Here is a 16,860-nt window from a genome sequence, read left to right on the forward strand (position 1 = left end):
CAGATGCAGGAAACAGTGTATGACGCTATCGTCATAGGCAGTGGAATTACTGGAGGGTGGGCGGCCAAAGAGCTTACCGAGCAAGGGCTTAACGTCTTGATGCTCGAGCGTGGGCGCATGGTTGAACACGGGAGTGACTACACGACTGCATTTAAAGACGATTGGCAACTTCCCTTTCGCGACCGCCCAGTTTAGTTGAAGAACGTCTGCAACCTAAACAAGCGCGAACTGGCTACGCAACCAAGCAATCTATTAAGCACTGGTTTGTGAACGATGTGCAGCATCCCTATCTTGAAACACAGCGATTCGATTGGATACGCGGCTATCATCTTGGCGGACGCTCGCTCACTTGGGGGCGACAATGCCTGCGCCTGAGTGACTTGGATTTTGAGGCAAATCAAAGAGATGGACATGGCATCGATTGGCCTGTGCGCTATCAAGATATTGCCCCTTGGTATGATAAAGTCGAGCGCTATATCGGCGTGATGGGTGAATCGCTAGGCTTAGCGCAGTTACCCGATGGCCACTTTCTTCCCCCTTTTGAGCTCAATGCGGTTGAACAACATTTTAAAAAGACACTGCGTAAGAATTACAGCCAACGTCACCTCACCATTGGCCGAGTGGCGCACCTTACCCAAGCAAAGCCAGAGCAGGGGCGTGCCGTCTGTAGCAAGCGTAATCGCTGTATGCGTGGTTGTCCAACGGGCAGCTACTTCAGCAGTCTTGCATCAACAATTCCTGCTGCAAAGCGCACAGGCAGGCTGACTATTCGCCCTAACAGTATTGCTTGTGAGATTATTTACGATCCCAAAAGCGAACTCGCTACAGGGGTAAAAGTGGTTGATACGCAATCGAAAATGCACGTGCAGTTTAAGGCTAATATCATCTTTTGCTGTGCATCAACGGTTGCCTCAACGGCTTTATTGCTCAATTCAAAATCAGTGCGCTTCCCTAATGGCTTGGGTAACGACAGTGGCGAGTTGGGGCACAACTTGATGGATCACCACTTTCGTGTGGGTGCAACCGCAGAGCCCGTTGGTTTTGAAAGTGAATTGCGTGATGGCGACCGCCCTGTAGGCTTTCATATTCCGCGCTTTCGTAATTTGAATCCAGAGCAAAAGCCGCCACAGGATTTTGTGCGTGGTTATGGCTACCAAGGCTACGCCACGCGCAGCGATTGGCGCCGTGGTTTTAAAGAACTGACTTATGGCAAGCAAATGCGTGAGTCGCTATCGACAGTCGGCCCCTGGACCATTGCACTCATTGGCTTTGGCGAATGTTTACCGTATCACCATAATAAAATCACCTTGCACCCAAGTCAGCGAGACGAATGGGGCCTGCCAGTGGTGAATTTTAACTGTCAGTTTGGTGATAACGAAAAGCGTATGCGTGAAGATATGAAACGCGAGGCCGTTGCTATGTTAGAAGAGGCTGGGTATAACAACGTTCAGCCGTATGATAAAGGCTCCGCGCCCGGCCAGGCGATTCACGAAATGGGCACCGCGAGAATGGGGCGCGATCCACGTACCTCTGTGCTTAACCAATACAACCAAATACACACTGTTCGCAACGTCTATGTGACGGATGGCTCATTTATGTGCTCCTCGGCGTATCAAAATCCTTCGCTGACGTATATGGCATTTACAGCGCGGGCGGCGGATCACGCGGTGCGTCATTATAAAAACGGTATATTTACGGGATGATAATGATGAACAGACGTGAGGCGCTTAAAGCAATTTCTGTGCTCATCGGTGGTGCCGTCGCTCCGTCAGCACAGGCGCGGTTGTTCGCTAGAACACAGGAAACGGCTGATGGTTTTGAGGTACTTAACAGCGCACATATTTCGCTTGTTGAACACTTGAATGACCTGATATTGGCGTTGGATGAGCCGCAAAAACCTATTTATAACTTGGTTGCCTTTGTTGATTTGATGCTCGCTCATACCGTGGCGCTGGGAGAGCGTGCTGAGTGTTTGAAGGGGGCTGAGGTAATTGCTAGTCGTATGAGCCAAGAAGCTGAAATAAATGTCTTTTTACGTTCTTTATTTGATGTAACCCCAGAACGTCTTGAATGTATTTTGGCCGACCAAGCACTGATGTTTAATGAAGTGGTTGAAGCACGGCAGCAAGAATATTTGATATACAAATTTATTTTTACTGTGCGTGAATTCCTTCTACTTGGGTACTTTACTGCGCAAAAAAATTAGCACCGAGGTTGTTACCCCCACCTCGGTGCCATCAACCTCTATTTACGCCAGCTCGTCAATTTATGTCCTACCAAAGCGTAATACAAAATAAAACCATAGCAGGGTACAAGTAGATAATACGCTTGCTGTGAATCGCCCGTGTATTCAGCAAACACACCGTAAACCAAAGGTAGCAGCGCGCCTCCAGAGATACCCATAATTAATAGCGCGGCGCCCGTTTGGGTTTTATTGCCGAGGTTAGATAGGGCCATCGGCCAAATCGTTGGCCACACTAAAGCGTTTGATAAGCCCAGCAAAGCGACAAATAGTACGGTATCAGGGAAGCTGCCGTCATCAAGCCAAAACAGGAGTATATCTGCAATCGCGGTTTGGTCGGTCGGCACCCAAATAATCAGTAATGAAAACGCAAAGCCACTGATTGCTGAGAAAATCAGTGCATGCTGTTGGCTAAAAACACGTGGGATCAGCGCGATGCCAAGAATATAGCCAAGCACCATAAACCCCATAGTGTATGACGTGAGTTCGGCAAATTGCAGCACTCCTTGCTCTTTACCATAGAGACCGATGGTGTCACCGGCAATCACTTCCGCGCCAATGTAAAAGAATAGGGCGACAACGCCGAGGATTAAATGAGGGAATTGTAAAATAGACTTTTCATCTTGCCCCTCAGGTAATGTCGGCTCTTCGATGTCCGGTAATGGTGCAAGCATGATAAGCGCAGCCAATATCGCCAGAGCGACCGCCATCACAAGATAAGGCGTGACTAGGCGACTCGCGAGCTCTTGCAGTTGTAATTGTTTTTGCGCTTCATCCAACGAGGCGAGTGCTTCGGCACTGAAATTAGCGATATCACTAAATACTAGGGCAGTGAATAGTAACGGTGCGACAACCCCTGCGCTTTTGTTAAGAATCCCCATGATACTAATACGCACTGCTGCGGTGTCTTTCGAACCAAGCAAGACGATGTAAGGGTTCGATGCGGTTTGCAGCAAGGTCAGCCCGCTCCCCAGTGTGAATAATGCCATCAAAAACAACCAGTAAGCTTGTGTTTTCGCAGCAGGAATAAACAGCAAAGACCCGATGGCCATCGTTGCTAAGCCAAACGACATGCCGTACTTGTAACTAAATCGCTTTAGCACTTTGGCACTGGGTAATGCCATAACGGTATAGGCAATATAGAAAACTAAGGTTACCATGTAAGCTTCTATGTGATTGAGATCGCATACCATTTGTAAAAACGGGATCAGTGAGCCATTTAACCAGGTGACGAACCCGAATAAGAAGAATAAGCCGCCGATGATGAGCATCGACAGCAACTGACTGTTGTCAGCTGATTGCACGTTTGCTGCGGTTGAATTTTGTGTTGTCATTTTATTACCGAAGTGTTTTATTTTTATTCATCATAAAACAATAAATGTAACTTTTGAAAGTTTTATTTTCTTTCGAAGTGTGTATTGTGGGACTTTAACGGTGTAAAGTGTATAATGTCAAAGTATCTATAAAAGGAATGGAGCAGCCATGCTAACCACGATTGAAAGAAGGCAGAAGATTGTCCTTATGACCGAAGAAAAGGGCAAGGTGAGTGTAAAAGATCTCGCTAAAACCTTTGATATTTCGGAAGTAAGTATTCGTCATGATTTGAATGAATTAGGAAAGCGTGGCTTGGTTATTCGTTCTCGCGGAGGTGCTGTTGCGTGCGACAAGATAGCGAAAGAGCTCTCTGTAAAAGATAAACATAACGAAAATTATGAAATCAAAGTGCAGTTGGCGAAAGCGGTGGCTAATCTTATCGAAGATGGTGACTCGCTTATTATCGATTCAGGTACCACGACTGAAGAAGTCGCAAAAGCGCTAACAGGTAAAAAAGAGCTGACAGTAATGACCAACGGCTTAAATATTGGTCACGTGCTGGCCGATATAGAAGATGCAGACGTGTTTATGCTCGGTGGTAAATTGCGTAAAAAGTCCCAATCCTTTTATTCCTCGGAAGCTGAACAAACGCTCAGTAAGTACAATTTTAAAAAAGTGATTCTAGGCGTTGATGGAATTGACACAGATGCAGGTATCACAACTCATTACGAGCCAGAAGCTATGCTTAATCGCTCTATGTGTACACGTGCAGATCAAGTTATTGTGGTCACTGATTCGACCAAGTTTGGCAAACGTGCTTTGTATAATGTGTTACCGCTAAAATCGATCGACGTGCTGGTCACTGACAAGAAAATGCCGAACGAATTCGTCGAGTCGTTAATCGGTTTAGGCATCGAAGTGATCACTGTTTAATCCGATGCACAAATAAAAAAAGCAGCCTTAGGGCTGCTTTTTTTATGCCTTTTGAAATTAATTTTGCCGAATTTTCATTTTTTATTTCATCCGAAAGTTGTAACTTTCGAATGGTAATTAGCTGTTATTGCCGCTTTTTCTTCGATTTTTGGGACAAAATGAAAAATATTTCGAAACATTCGAAAGTTTCAGTGTCTATTTGTTTGTTGATTTATTGTTTCGAAATGTTATAGATTACAAACGAAACCTTACATAACCACCGTAGATGGTGACGTATTTCGACAATGCAATAGAGGAAATCAATGTGGCAACTAATAAACCAAAATACCTCAGTTTGTTGATTAGCTCGATTCTGGCTTCATCGGTCAGCTTCGCAGCAAGCGCTCAGCAAGACCCCGAGAATGACAAAGCAAATCCAGAAGAAGAAGTGGAAGTCATTGAAGTAACCGGTATACGCAGCAGCATCAAAGAATCGAACTTTCGTAAAAGGGAAGCTGCAACCGTCGTTGACGTGGTTGTTGCTGATGACATAGGTAAATTCCCTGATGAGAACTTAGCAGAAGCGTTACAGCGTGTTCCGGGAATTACTATCACACGTAACGGTGGTGAAGGTCAGAACATTCTCGTTCGCGGCCTTGGCGGCGGATACAACATCACCACCTTGAATGGCCGCAAGTTGGCATCTGAAAATTCAGGACGTGACTTTAACTTCGATACGATTGCATCTGAACTTGTGGGCGCATTACAGGTGAATAAGTCGCCAGAAGCACGCCTTATCGAAGGAGGCATCGGTGCGGTGGTTGATATTGAAACCCGTAAGCCTCTTGACCAAGATGGCTTCACTTTGAGTGCATCGGCCAAAGGTATTTATGAATCACGTACCGAAGACATTCATCCACACGCTTCTTTCATCATTGGTGACAATTTTAATGACGACACTTTTGGCGTGTTGTTCTCTGGCGCTTATTCTAAGAAAACATTGCGCGCTGATACCTACTCAGCAGCAGGTTTCTTCGATGAAGAAGAGGGATGGGGCGCAGACAGCGCGGGCGTGCCAGTGGATATTAATGGCAACGGCGAAATCGACGGTCAAAGTGAAATCTTTGCATCGAAAATCCCCAGTTACATGTACTTTGCCAATGCGCAAGACGTCCGTGAGCGCTTAGGTGCTACATTGGCGATGCAATGGCGCCCAAGCGACGCCCTTGACGTGAACTTCGACGCGCTCTATTCACGCTATAACACCGAAGGTCACCGCTACCAGATTGGTTTTGTAAACTACGATGAAAGTTGGACGCCAGGCACACCTGTATTCACCGATGCCGAGTTTGATGACTCCGGTCGTGTAGTGTCAATGACACAAACTGGTAACACGATGGTTGAGTTGCTTAACCTAACAAACCCAAGAAAAACAGATACCTACCAAATTGCACTTAATGCCAAGTGGTATCCGATGGATGGCCTAACTGTGGCTGTCGACTTGGCTCACTCAAAAGCTGAAAACAAAAATGCGGGTGATAACCGTTTCATCGTTGCCCGTGGCTTTATTGATTCAATCGGTATCGATTACAACACCGGCAATAAGCTCCCTGACGTGTTTTTGTCACCGGGTTTAACGCAAGATCAGTCTTACGGTGCGCACTACAGTCGTAACACAGGTACGGGTGTTGAAGACACGGTGAATGATTTTAAGATTGTCGGTAACTATATCCCAGATAGCGACATTATCACCCGTGTTGATTTTGGTATGACTTACCTTGAGCAAACCAAGAGTCAACTTCAGTACGCGTCGAAAAACCCTAGCCAGTTCAGTAATGGTGGCCAGTACTTAATTCGTGATGGCTATGAGTTCGATGACAGCACAGTAATCAACGCCGGTGACTTTAACTTATTTGAAATCCCTAGTGATGTTTTTGTTGCTGCAAACTTTGATAATTTCCTTGATGGCGAGAGCAGTGTAACGCCTGATCCTTGGCCTAGTTTTGATTATGATAAGTTGCTTGCTTACTATCGTTCAATCAATGCACAGGCGACGGATGCGAGTATTGTTGCATCGCTTAACACCTCTGGCACATATGAAGTTACCGAAGAAGTGTTGACAGCGTATGCCCAAGTAACGCTTGAAAGCACCATTGCTAACATGCCTTACTCGTTGAATGTGGGCATTCGAGGCTCACAAACGGACGTAAGTTCAAAAGGTTCTGTGTATGACCTGACCCTGATCGAACTGCAAGAAGATGGCAAGCCACTTGAAAATGGCTGGCGTGAAACGGTAGAAACATCTTTTAAAGGTGACTACAACAATATCCTGCCAAGCATGAACTTTAAACTGAGCCTGCAAGATGACTTAATCTATCGTTTCTCGGCTGCACAGGTTATTAGCCGTCCATCATTGGGTTACTTACGCCCATGGTTAGCGCCAAACTTTGATACGTATCGCGAAGGCCTACCACAATTATCGATGGCAGATCCGTCACTCACTCCTGAAGAAGCTAATCAAGCTGACATGACCCTTGAATGGTATTTTGAAGACAGTAGCTCGTTAAGTGGTGGTGTGTTTATAAAAGACCTTCAGTCATTTATTGATTATGTAGAAGGCCCTGTGGAAGTGGAAGGCGTGCGCTACTTTGCTTCTTACCCAGGTAAGAGTGAGTACGGTGCGACGATTCAAGGTGTTGAAGTTGCCTACCAACAGTCGTTGGAGAATTTACTTCCTGAGCCATTCAACGGTTTAGGTTTTCAGTTTAACTACACCTATGTAGACAGCAGCTATGATGAGCCTGAACTTAAAGAGTCGGGTTTACCGTTTAGAGGCATGTCTAAGAACTCGTATAACGCGGTTGTTTACTACGAACAATATGGCTTCCAGGCACGTTTAGCATACAACTGGCGCAGCAAATTTTTGTCGGACCCAGATGCATGGGGTGGACCTTACTGGATCTCAGATTACGGTCAACTTGATGCCAGCATGAGCTACGACATCACTGACCAATTCACAGTGTTTGCTGAAGCAACCAACTTAACCAACGAGCGTTATTGGGGCTACACCAAGCACACAGATCAGGTGAGCTATCTTGAGCGCTTCGGTACACAAGTGGCGCTAGGTGTTCGCGCCAGCTTCTAATGTAATCAGTGTAAACGCTCGAAAGCCGAGCGTTTACTTTCTCTGCTAACGAGGTTTTTATGGCTGGGATCAGTGTTTGGCAATTAGTCATTATTGCTGCAATTGTGATTTTGCTGTTCGGCACAAAAAAATTATCGCGATTAGGCTCTGATGTAGGCACGTCTATAAAAGAGTTTAAGCGCGCTGTCGGCGACAACCCTAATCAAGAATCTTAATGACATCTTTTCTGCCCGTGAGGTGTCATTGCTAATCAACGATGAATAATGCATGGATTGATGACCTACTTAGTCAATCTCTGTGAGTTGTATCCTGTGTAACCCTGTAGCTAAAGCCACGATAAAAAGTGGCTTTATTTCTTTTAGTCTCTCTGTGTAAAAAGGATTGTTGAGCGCGTTTTAAGTGTTTGTTTTACAATTGCTTTACCTTAATTTTTTGTATTCCAGCGCAGCCATTTTCATGACTTTTGAAAATTAATTTCACTTTATTAAGTTACTTAAGAATTTCTTAAGGTTCGGATTTTATTGTAATCCTACAGACTTAAATAATGAGTTATTGCTATGGAAACGATGTCAGTGAATGTTGCAGCAATCCAGCCTCAATACTTAAATGAGGAACTGTCGGATATCTCACAAGGATACTATGTTGCAAACAAACAAGCGCAGCATACTCAGCCAAACTTTATTGGCCTACATGTCTATTCACGTTTGGCTGAGCGTATCCAAGCAGGGTTCGCAAAACACTACGAAGCGAAAGTGCACGAGTTTATGCCTTTGCTGGCATGCCTTGCCTATTCACCACAACGTTACTGCTGTTTTGGCTTGCGCAGTGCCAGTAATACATTGTTTCTGAGTCAGTACCTATGTCAGCCTCTGCATGAATATTTGCAACAATGGCAATGTGCAGCGCATGAGTGCGTGGAGTTAGGAAACTTAGTGTCCACGCATTCGCAAGCAACCTTGGCTCATTTTGTTGTGCTGGCCAAAGCCCTGCAACAAGCAGGTAAAAAGAGACTGGTATTTTGTGCCACAGCGCACATTCGTAATTTATTGACCCGTGTAGGAGCACAATTCGACGAACTTGAAGATGCGCTCCCAGAGCGCTTAGATGACTACGGCAAAAACTGGGGTAGTTATTACGCTAATGCTCCTAAGGTATGCGTTGTTGATGTGGCGCAAGTTGCAAATCATGTTGATGCCGTAGATACCTTATCATTTTTCGCGAAGTCTTATACGGTCGACATTGACAACCTAGCTGCAGAGGTGGCGCAGTTATGATGGCTGATTTAGCAACGAACTGGCAAGGTGACATCATTGCGAACGAGCGGCGTGTGAGTGCTGATGAATTTTGGCAACATGTTGAAGCGCTAAGCAGTCATTTACGTACGATGAATTTACAATGCGTCGCCGTTGAGCTGGATAATGGTCTTGCGTGGCTCGTTGTTGATTTTGCGCTAATGCAAGCTGGTATAGTGTCATTGCCTTTACCACACTTTTTCTCAGCCTCACAGCGCGAGTACGCGCTGCACAAAGCGCAGCCGCAATTACTTATTCGCGCCGCTGGACCTGACTTAAAAGAACCCCAATCGTGGTCAGTCGGTGAGCAACACATCACGCTCGAGCCGCTTGTGCATCAAAGTGTTACCTCAGTTGAATTTCCACAGGGCACACAGAAAATCACATTTACTTCGGGCTCTACTGGGCAACCAAAAGGCGTATGTTTAAGTGCACAACAGCTTTTGCAAGTGGGTGCCAGTTTGGTTTCTCGTTGCGGTGTAAGCAAGCCAACCCATTTGTGTCTATTGCCGCTAGCAGTGTTGTTAGAAAATGTGGCTGGCGTGTATGCACCTATGCTTGCCGGTGGCTCTATTCATGTACCGGCTTTAGCGAGCTTAGGGTTCGACGGCACAGCGCTTAGGGAGCCACAAAAATTATTGGCGATAATCTCACAAGTACAGCCAAACACGTTAATTCTTGTTCCAGAGCTACTCAAGGGGTTAGTCCTCGCCTGTGAAATGGGCTGGAACGCGCCCCAATCCCTTGTATTCATTGCTGTAGGAGGCGCAAAAGTCGCCCCTGCATTAATTGAACGCGCGCGCCAGTTAGGCTTACCTGTTTATCAAGGTTATGGATTGTCGGAAGCGGGGTCAGTGGTCAGTTTAGCTAGCCGTATTGATGTTGATAGCGCCAGTGTGGGGCAGCCGCTTGACCACGTTGAATACAACATTGTTGATGGCGAGCTAATCCTTCAAAAACCTGTTTTTCTTGGATATCTAGGTGAACCGCCACAACAGAAAGTCGGGTACGCCACCGGCGATCTCGTGGCGCTAGAGGGAGGCGAAATTCATATACTGGGGCGCAAGAAAAACCAAATCATTTTAAGCAACGGACGTAATGTTTCACCGGAGTGGCCGGAGTCTCTGCTATTGAGCAACAGTGCAATCTCCCAAGTTGTTGTTGTTGGGGAGGGAGAGGCCTGTTTGTGTGCGCTAATTTATTGTGATCCGCGGGTAGACAACATGCAGTTATCTGCATTGGTTGACAGTGCAAATGAGCAATTACCCAATTATGCCAACATCAATAATTTCTTGCGTTTATCGACGCCGTTATCGATTGAAGACGGCTATTTAAGTGCTAATCAAAGACCGAAGCGCGAAGCGATTAATCGCGGCTTTGCAACACAGATTTCTCAGTTATTTCAGGAGTAGTCCAATATGCTATTTTTTCAAAAGCTCGTAGAGGAAACACAGCAAGAACGCCATTATCTGTTGAGTGCAGAGGTGATTCAAAAGGCGCTAGCGGGACAGGTAAGTTTGGATTTATACGTCGCATTCTTGCAGCAGGCTTATCACCATGTAAAACATACTATTCCGTTATTAATGGCCTGCGGCGCGCGCGTTGATGAGAGACAAGAATGGTTACGAAACGCCATTGCTGAATACATTGAAGAAGAGTTAGGGCACCAAGAGTGGGTGTTAAATGATATTGCAGCATGCGGCTTTGATAAAGAACAAGCACGCGCCAGTGCGCCTAGCTTCGCAACTGAAATGATGGTGAGTTACGCCTATGACAGTATTGCTCGCATTTCACCTTTGAGCTTTTTCGGTATGGTGCATGTGCTAGAAGGTACGTCGATTGCGTTGGCTGATAACGCCGCGGCACAAGTTCGCGAGCAGCTAGGATTGCCCAAAAAGGCGTTTACTTATCTTACTTCTCACGGCGCATTAGACCAAGAACATGTGAAATTCTTTGAAGGTTTAATGAACCGCATTACTGATGAGAAAGAACAACAAATCATTATTCATGCAGCAAAATGCTTTTACCGTTTATATGGCGATATATTTCACACCTTGAGTGAGAATCATGGAATTCGAGCTCAGGAACTTGAAAAGGCAGCATCATGAGTGCGCCAATAGCACTACTGACGGGTGCCAGTGGTGGCATAGGCCGCCATATTGCGAAGCAATTAGCTGCGCGAAATTATCGGTTGTTGTTACTCGGCAGGGACTTAAGTGCACTTGAAGCCTTGCAAAAAGAGTTGCCGAGTCAAGAGCAGTCATTCCACATAGCTTTGCAAGTGGATTTAGCCAATGACAAGGACATAGCGCGAGTTGTTGAATTGGTGAACGATATTGGTCGTATTGATCTGCTGGTCAATAACGCCGGCGTGAATGCCATGGTGCCGTTTTCGTCACTGAGCACAGCGCAGCTTGATGCCACGTTAAATATTAATATTCGCGCGCCCATGTTGTTGTGTCAGGGGTTGCTACCTTTGCTTGAGCGAAACAAGGGGGTCATTGTTAATGTTGGCTCTTCGTTTGGGGCTATCGGTTATCCGCTGCAAGCCCAGTACTGTGCTAGTAAGTTTGCGTTACGTGGATTCAGTGAAGCTTTAGCGCGGGAATTGAGTGATTCAGGTGTTCAGGTTAAGTATTTTGCTCCGCGCGCTACGCAAACAGCGATCAACACAGACAAAGTGAACGAATTGAATAAAAAGCTGGGTAATACCATGGACTCACCTGAGTACGTCGCCCAACAATTTATCCAACTTTTGGACTCAACTAAGCGTCGTCATAGTGTCGGTGCGAAAGAGTCATTCTTTGCAAAGATAAATGCGTTGTGGCCTAACTTGGTCGATAACGCATTGGCGAAACAACTCGCAACAATCAAACAAATCATGAGGTGATTTATGAGACTATTTATCGCAAGTGCGTTTCTTGCAGCTGTGCTATCGACGAATGCTTCAGCCGCAGTGGACGCCGATTTAGCAAACATCATGCGCCAATGGGCACACGTGAATTATGAAATTGACGGCGATGATCAGGAAAAAGCATTTGAAAATTTAGCCAAAGAGGTTGCGCTGTATAGCGAGTCACATCCTGGGCAAGCCGAAGGGTATATCTGGGCGGGTATCGTCCACTCTAGTTTTGCCGGTGCCAAAGGCGGACTCGGTGCGCTTGGTCTGGCCAAAGAAGCGAAAAAAGACTTTGAGAAAGCAATCTCCATTGATGGCAACGCCTTGCAAGGCTCTGCATACACCAGTCTAGGTACTTTGTATGCACAAGTGCCAGGGTGGCCGGTTGGCTTTGGTAGCGATAAGAAAGCGCAAGAGTTGTTCGATAAATCTCTAGCAATTAATCCAGATGGCATTGATATTAATTACTTTTATGCACAGTTCCTCTATGATGAAAGGAAGTATGAAAAAGCAAAAGCGCATTTGCTTAAAGCTCAAACTGCCGAGCCAAGAGCCGATAGGCCTCTTGCTGATAAATATCGTCAACAAGAAGTCTCAGAGTTATTGACTAAAGTGGAGCGTAAGCTAAGTCGCAAATAGGAGTGCTGGGTGCGATTGTTATTGGTTGAAGATGACCAGGTTGTAAATGCTGGACTCACACGTACGCTCTCAAGTGAAGGGTACGCGGTTGAGTCCGTAATGTGTTTGGCAGATGCGCGCCCGCTTGTGTCTGATGACGAGGTGGACTTGGTCATCCTTGACTTGGGGTTGCCTGACGGTGATGGGCTAAGCCTGCTTACCGACATCAAACGAAGAAAGAAACCTTTACCTGTTTGATCCTGACCGCGCGCGATGCCTTAGATGATAAAATCAAAGGCTTAGATCTTGGAGCAGACGACTATTTGGCGAAGCCCTTCGAAGTAGATGAACTTTTAGCGCGTTTGCGAGTACTAGGGCGAAGAGTGAGCGGGGTGACATCAAGCACTTTGCAATGCGGCACTGTAGTTATGGACATGGCCTCTCACCAAGTAACCATTGATGGTGAAGAATTAAGTTTACCACGCAAAGAATACATGTTGCTTAAGGCTCTCCTAGAGAATCAAGGGCGTGTCCAATCTAAAGAGCAGTTGGAACAAAAACTCTATCAATGGGGCGAAGAGCTTGGCTCCAATGCGATAGAAGTGCATATCCACCACTTGCGTAAAAAATTACCTTCCAATGCCATTAAAACCTTGCGTGGTATTGGCTATGTGATGAATAAAAGCGCGGGCGGCGCTGCGTGAGTATTAGGGCTAAACTAGTCATGTTGCTTATCTCCATGCTGGTATTGATCCTATTTATTGCATTAGTGCAGGGTTATCAGCGCTCTTTGGAGCGTGCAGACAGTTTGTTTGACCGTCACCTGTTAGAACGCGCTCAACTGCTCAGTGAAATCCCCAATCAACATAATGAAATTGCAGCTGAACTTTTGTGGCAGAAATGGCAGGGGCAAACCTTTGTTAGTGGGGATGTTAAACTGTTAGCATCCCCACCAAAAGACACTTTGCAAACAGTGAATAGTCGCGGGCAGCGCTTACGGGTCGCACAGTTTTGCACCGACGAGCAATGCACTGTGTTGGCAGAGCCCATAGCTGAACGTTTTGCTTTATCGGAGCAACTTATTTTAGCGCTAATGGCGCCAATGTTGGTTGGCATCGGTATATTAACGGTGTTTATCAGCATAGTGGTTAAACGTGCCTTGCAACCACTGACCTTGTTGTCTCGAGAGTTACGCACTCGTGCGGCGAATGACTTTTCAATGATTAAAACACAGCCCAAAGCACAGGAAATCAAACCGGTTGTGCATACCTTAAATGCCCTGTTACGTCGTACTGAGCAGGCTTATTTACGTGAGCGCTATTTTGCGAGTGATGCGGCTCATGAGCTCAGAACGCCCTTAAGCGCGATGAAAATCAACCTTCACAATTTGCTCAAACGCTATGACGATGATGACGCTAAAGCAATCAATATGAGTGTCGATAGGCTTAATCACTTGGTCGAACAAATGCTCGCGTTGGGTCGCACGTCATCACAGCAATGGCAAGATAAACTCGAAGCACAATCCTTGGCTGTGATTAGCCAGCAAATCATTGTACAGCTATACCCACAAATAGAAGAAAAGGAGCTTGAAATCAGCCTAGATGGCGAATGCCAAGATATTTTGGGTGAGCCCTTCACATTGAATGTGATGATTAAAAATTTAATTAGCAACGCTGTAAAATATACCCCACAGGGCGGTATGATTAGGGTGAGTCTCGCCGATGAAAATGATCACATTGTTTTAAAAGTGTCGGATTCTGGGCCGGGCATCGCGGCGCAATTGCGTGAGCGTATATTCGACCGATTTTTCCGTGTGGGGGGTGATTCTCACCCTACCCATATTCCCGGTGCTGGACTCGGTATGGCAATAGTTCAGCACGTTATTGGTTTATATCGTGGCGAAGTCTCTTTGCAAGAAAGCCAATGGGGTGGTTTGGAAGTGGTCGTGAAACTCGGTGTAAATCGGGAGACATTATGCAGCGATTAATCGGCATCTTGCTCTTTTTCAGCATGTCTGCTCAAGCTCAGCTCAAAGAGTTTGAGTTGGTGTTGAAAGATCACCTTTTTTATCCAGCTCGCCTAGAAGTGCCGAGTAATGAAAAGATACGCTTACTCATTAAGAACGAAGATACGGATCCGGAAGAGTTTGATAGTTTCGATCTGAATCGGGAGAAAGTACTTTTCCCTGGTCGTGTGAATGTGATTTACATTGGGCCATTGGAACCGGGTGAATATTTCTTCTTTGGTGAATTTGCGCCGGATACGGCACGAGGATCGGTCATTGCAGTGCCACAAAAAGAGGTGCAGCCATGATCAACAGTCTACTTGTCACCATTAACCAACTATTACCGTTAGCTGTGCTCGTTGTCTTTGCCCGTTGTTTGTGCAAGGCTGCGCCTGCACGGAGTCACTGGCCTTGGGTCATCGGCGCGTTACTGGTGCCGACATTTGTTTATATCCAGTCGATGCAAACGATGAGTCAATGGTTTGATTATCTCGGTTTTGAATATTCCCAGATAGTGCTCATGGTGCTGATTGCTCTGTGTGCTATTGCAGGACTGGCTTATCGTCACTGGGCGGCGTTCTTAGCGTTGCTCGCCAGTGCACTGTGTTTATATGCGAGCCATTATTTGCCTTGGTTAATGCAAGGTGAATTTGATGCCCCGCGAGGTCTGGGAATATTTCTTGGTGTGGGTATCGTCACCAGTTTTTCCATTTTGTTGTTTTTCTTTCTAGATTGGTTGGAAGCACATTACGGCGTGTTTGGGGTTGTGATTTTATTCAGTATGCATATCGCTGGAAGCATGGTTGCAATGCTTGATATTGCCGCGGGAGCGGGAGTGTTGACCATGCCAACCGCATTTTTTGACTTGCGATATGTGCTCGATGAACACTCTGTACTAGGGCGGTTGGCGAAAGTAGTGCTGGGCTATGAGGCTACCCCAAGTTCACTGTCCTCCGTTGTGTATATTTCTACGTTGCTCAGCTTAGTTGCAGCCGCTAGGTGGCAAAGGAGTTTACAATGATGCGTTATATAAGCTTTGTGTGTTTGCTGTTTAGCTCCCTGAGTTGGGCTGACGGCATCGTTGTCGACAAGGTCTATCATCCATACGTCATGCCTTACGAAAAAGAAGTTGAATGGCGTTTGGTGTCACATCAAACCGATAAAGGCAATGTGTTAGCTCAGCGTTTCGGTGTGGGTGGGGCGATTAGCGAAACCTTGAGCTTGGAAGTTTACGGCGTGGGTGAACGTGATGACAATGGTGATTTTGGTCTGTCTGCTTATGAAGCTGAGTTGCGCTGGCAACTTGTTGAACAAGGCCGCTATTGGGCTGATTGGGGGGCGTTGTTCGAAATTGAAAAGCAACATCGTCGAGACAGCTATGAAATTACATCAGGATTGTTGTTCGAAAAGGAGTTTGGGCCAACTAGCCTCACCATGAATGCCTTTGCAGTGTATGAATGGGGCAATGACATCGATAATGAATGGGAAACGGAGTTTCGGGCTCAGTATCGCTATCGTTTGCGTAGCGCCTTCCAGCCATCCATTGAGCTCTACGCTGGCGAGGAGTTTCTCGGCGTTGGTCCAGGTTTTATTGGATTGCATAGGTATGATGGGCAACACCAGTTAAAATGGGAAGCTGGCTTTATCAGTGAAGTAGGGCATGGTGGCAAAGATCACAGCGTTCGACTGGCGCTAGAATTTGAGTTCTGAGGGTGGGTTTGCAAGCAACGCCTCTATTTGGGGGGCTATGCGTTCGGCTATATCTGCATGACGCTCGTGAAGGATGTGATAAGCCTCAGATTTAAATAATGTTATGTGCTGCAATGTGATCAAATCTGCGGGGCGAGACCAAGAACTCGAAACGATATAAAATGCATAGTCGGCATGGCCTGTCGCCAATATTTTTGGCATTCTTCCTAGGTGATTGACGATGAAATAACGATTGTTGGCAGCTTGAGGGAATAGTGTTTTTATTGCCCTTCTGCCAATGTCTGTTGTCACTATCGCTATGTCTTTATCCCCTAATATTCTGTTACTACACTCAACTCTTTTAGTGCATATTAATAAAAACTCGACTTCTGAAATTGGCGGGCCGACTCGTTTTAGCTCGGCGTGTTTGTCGATTATGAAGTCAATTTGCACCACATCTCCGTCTATATTTTCGTGGTGAATTTCGTTGACGAATCGAAAGTCTGGAAGGCGAATAAACTTGGCATCAATGCCTGCATTCTGATAGGCCATTTTAACCAGAGGAAGTGCTGTTTGTTGCACGCTAGGATGCTCTATGTAGCTGATGCGTAAAGGGGGTTGTTTCTGCGAACCGAACGCGATTGAAGTGGGGAGGGAAAAAAGTAGCAATACAACGCTGATGAACACACATCGTACAAAAATCGGCGAGTGAGTTGAGTAACGTTGTGATGAATTCATTATCTT

General features: G+C 46.0%; 17 protein-coding genes and 1 pseudogene. 16 read left to right on the forward strand and 2 right to left on the reverse strand.

Annotated features, from left to right (window positions below):
- Positions 1-3 precede the first annotated feature (3 nt).
- The 3 genes from ACH19P_RS15970 to ACH19P_RS15980 are packed head-to-tail and all read left to right on the forward strand — an operon-like array spanning position 4 to position 2,206.
- Entirely contained in the window at positions 4-195 is a 192-nt protein-coding gene (locus tag ACH19P_RS15970; RefSeq protein ID WP_462159594.1) for an FAD-dependent oxidoreductase, read from the forward strand.
- Positions 162-1,703, forward strand: a complete 1,542-nt coding sequence (locus tag ACH19P_RS15975) for a GMC oxidoreductase (RefSeq protein WP_462159595.1) — start codon at positions 162-164, stop codon at positions 1,701-1,703. The genes ACH19P_RS15970 and ACH19P_RS15975 overlap by 34 nt, the downstream gene beginning before the upstream one ends.
- 2 nt (positions 1,704-1,705) lie before the next feature.
- Positions 1,706-2,206, forward strand: coding sequence for a hypothetical protein (locus ACH19P_RS15980; RefSeq protein ID WP_462159596.1), 501 nt, complete (start codon positions 1,706-1,708; stop codon positions 2,204-2,206).
- A gap of 38 nt (positions 2,207-2,244) precedes the next feature.
- On the opposite strand, the gene ACH19P_RS15985 is transcribed toward ACH19P_RS15980, so the two are convergent.
- Positions 2,245-3,576, reverse strand: a complete 1,332-nt coding sequence (locus tag ACH19P_RS15985; protein WP_462159597.1) for a sugar MFS transporter — start codon at positions 3,574-3,576, stop codon at positions 2,245-2,247.
- 148 nt (positions 3,577-3,724) lie between these two features.
- On the opposite strand from ACH19P_RS15985, the gene agaR reads away from it, so the two are divergent.
- The 13 genes and pseudogenes from agaR to ACH19P_RS16050 all read left to right on the forward strand — a co-directional run bounded on the left by agaR (position 3,725) and on the right by ACH19P_RS16050 (position 16,137).
- Positions 3,725-4,489, forward strand: a complete 765-nt coding sequence (gene agaR, locus ACH19P_RS15990) for a transcriptional repressor AgaR (protein WP_462159598.1) — start codon at positions 3,725-3,727, stop codon at positions 4,487-4,489.
- A 304-nt stretch (positions 4,490-4,793) separates the two neighbouring features.
- On the forward strand, positions 4,794-7,613 hold the full coding sequence (locus ACH19P_RS15995) for a TonB-dependent receptor (RefSeq protein ID WP_462159599.1): 2,820 nt from the start codon (positions 4,794-4,796) through the stop codon (positions 7,611-7,613).
- 59 nt (positions 7,614-7,672) lie between these two features.
- Complete coding sequence (gene tatA, locus ACH19P_RS16000) at positions 7,673-7,828, forward strand: twin-arginine translocase TatA/TatE family subunit (protein WP_347389653.1); 156 nt, start codon at positions 7,673-7,675, stop codon at positions 7,826-7,828.
- Positions 7,829-8,170: 342 nt separating this feature from the next.
- A complete protein-coding gene (locus ACH19P_RS16005) occupies positions 8,171-8,887 on the forward strand; it encodes a thermostable hemolysin (protein WP_462159600.1) in 717 nt (238 codons plus the stop codon).
- Positions 8,884-10,317 (forward strand): AMP-binding protein, encoded by a 1,434-nt coding sequence (locus tag ACH19P_RS16010; protein WP_462159601.1) that lies wholly within the window; start codon positions 8,884-8,886, stop codon positions 10,315-10,317. Before ACH19P_RS16005 ends, ACH19P_RS16010 begins: the two co-directional genes overlap by 4 nt.
- A 6-nt stretch (positions 10,318-10,323) precedes the next feature.
- Complete coding sequence (locus ACH19P_RS16015) at positions 10,324-11,013, forward strand: TenA family transcriptional regulator (RefSeq protein WP_462159602.1); 690 nt, start codon at positions 10,324-10,326, stop codon at positions 11,011-11,013.
- Positions 11,010-11,795 (forward strand): SDR family oxidoreductase, encoded by a 786-nt coding sequence (locus ACH19P_RS16020; protein WP_462159603.1) that lies wholly within the window; start codon positions 11,010-11,012, stop codon positions 11,793-11,795. The genes ACH19P_RS16015 and ACH19P_RS16020 overlap by 4 nt, the downstream gene beginning before the upstream one ends.
- A 3-nt stretch (positions 11,796-11,798) precedes the next feature.
- Positions 11,799-12,443, forward strand: a complete 645-nt coding sequence (locus tag ACH19P_RS16025; RefSeq protein WP_462159604.1) for a tetratricopeptide repeat protein — start codon at positions 11,799-11,801, stop codon at positions 12,441-12,443.
- Between the two features lie 9 nt (positions 12,444-12,452).
- Positions 12,453-13,126 (forward strand): annotated as a pseudogene (locus ACH19P_RS16030) (response regulator).
- A complete protein-coding gene (locus ACH19P_RS16035; protein ID WP_462159605.1) occupies positions 13,123-14,409 on the forward strand; it encodes a sensor histidine kinase in 1,287 nt (428 codons plus the stop codon). Before ACH19P_RS16030 ends, ACH19P_RS16035 begins: the two are co-directional and overlap by 4 nt.
- Entirely contained in the window at positions 14,394-14,735 is a 342-nt protein-coding gene (locus tag ACH19P_RS16040) for a cupredoxin domain-containing protein (protein WP_462160187.1), read from the forward strand. Before ACH19P_RS16035 ends, ACH19P_RS16040 begins: the two co-directional genes overlap by 16 nt.
- Entirely contained in the window at positions 14,732-15,448 is a 717-nt protein-coding gene (locus ACH19P_RS16045) for a hypothetical protein (protein ID WP_462159606.1), read from the forward strand. The genes ACH19P_RS16040 and ACH19P_RS16045 overlap by 4 nt, the downstream gene beginning before the upstream one ends.
- Complete coding sequence (locus ACH19P_RS16050; RefSeq protein ID WP_462159607.1) at positions 15,445-16,137, forward strand: hypothetical protein; 693 nt, start codon at positions 15,445-15,447, stop codon at positions 16,135-16,137. The genes ACH19P_RS16045 and ACH19P_RS16050 overlap by 4 nt, the downstream gene beginning before the upstream one ends.
- Here the strand turns inward: ACH19P_RS16050 and ACH19P_RS16055 are convergent.
- Positions 16,120-16,854: a hypothetical protein gene (locus ACH19P_RS16055; RefSeq protein WP_462159608.1), complete on the reverse strand. Its 735-nt coding sequence runs from the start codon at positions 16,852-16,854 to the stop codon at positions 16,120-16,122. The two genes, ACH19P_RS16050 and ACH19P_RS16055, sit on opposite strands and share 18 nt — an antisense overlap.
- Between the last annotated feature and the right edge of the window lie 6 nt (positions 16,855-16,860).

This window comes from Pseudoalteromonas sp. GB56, assembly GCF_054923835.1.

Excerpts from the sequence above, each read along its gene's own strand:
- ACH19P_RS16045 (WP_462159606.1), top strand. The coding sequence starts at position 14,732 with ATGATCAACAGTCTACTTGTCACCATTAACCAACTATTACCGTTAGCT.
- ACH19P_RS16005 (WP_462159600.1), top strand. The coding sequence starts at position 8,171 with ATGGAAACGATGTCAGTGAATGTTGCAGCAATCCAGCCTCAATACTTA.
- ACH19P_RS16010 (WP_462159601.1), top strand. The coding sequence starts at position 8,884 with ATGATGGCTGATTTAGCAACGAACTGGCAAGGTGACATCATTGCGAAC.
- ACH19P_RS15980 (WP_462159596.1), top strand. The coding sequence starts at position 1,706 with ATGATGAACAGACGTGAGGCGCTTAAAGCAATTTCTGTGCTCATCGGT.
- ACH19P_RS16025 (WP_462159604.1), top strand. The coding sequence starts at position 11,799 with ATGAGACTATTTATCGCAAGTGCGTTTCTTGCAGCTGTGCTATCGACG.
- agaR (WP_462159598.1), top strand. The coding sequence starts at position 3,725 with ATGCTAACCACGATTGAAAGAAGGCAGAAGATTGTCCTTATGACCGAA.
- ACH19P_RS16020 (WP_462159603.1), top strand. The coding sequence starts at position 11,010 with ATGAGTGCGCCAATAGCACTACTGACGGGTGCCAGTGGTGGCATAGGC.
- ACH19P_RS16050 (WP_462159607.1), top strand. The coding sequence starts at position 15,445 with ATGATGCGTTATATAAGCTTTGTGTGTTTGCTGTTTAGCTCCCTGAGT.
- ACH19P_RS15970 (WP_462159594.1), top strand. The coding sequence starts at position 4 with ATGCAGGAAACAGTGTATGACGCTATCGTCATAGGCAGTGGAATTACT.
- ACH19P_RS16015 (WP_462159602.1), top strand. The coding sequence starts at position 10,324 with ATGCTATTTTTTCAAAAGCTCGTAGAGGAAACACAGCAAGAACGCCAT.
- tatA (WP_347389653.1), top strand. The coding sequence starts at position 7,673 with ATGGCTGGGATCAGTGTTTGGCAATTAGTCATTATTGCTGCAATTGTG.
- ACH19P_RS16055 (WP_462159608.1), bottom strand. The coding sequence starts at position 16,854 with ATGAATTCATCACAACGTTACTCAACTCACTCGCCGATTTTTGTACGA.
- ACH19P_RS15985 (WP_462159597.1), bottom strand. The coding sequence starts at position 3,576 with ATGACAACACAAAATTCAACCGCAGCAAACGTGCAATCAGCTGACAAC.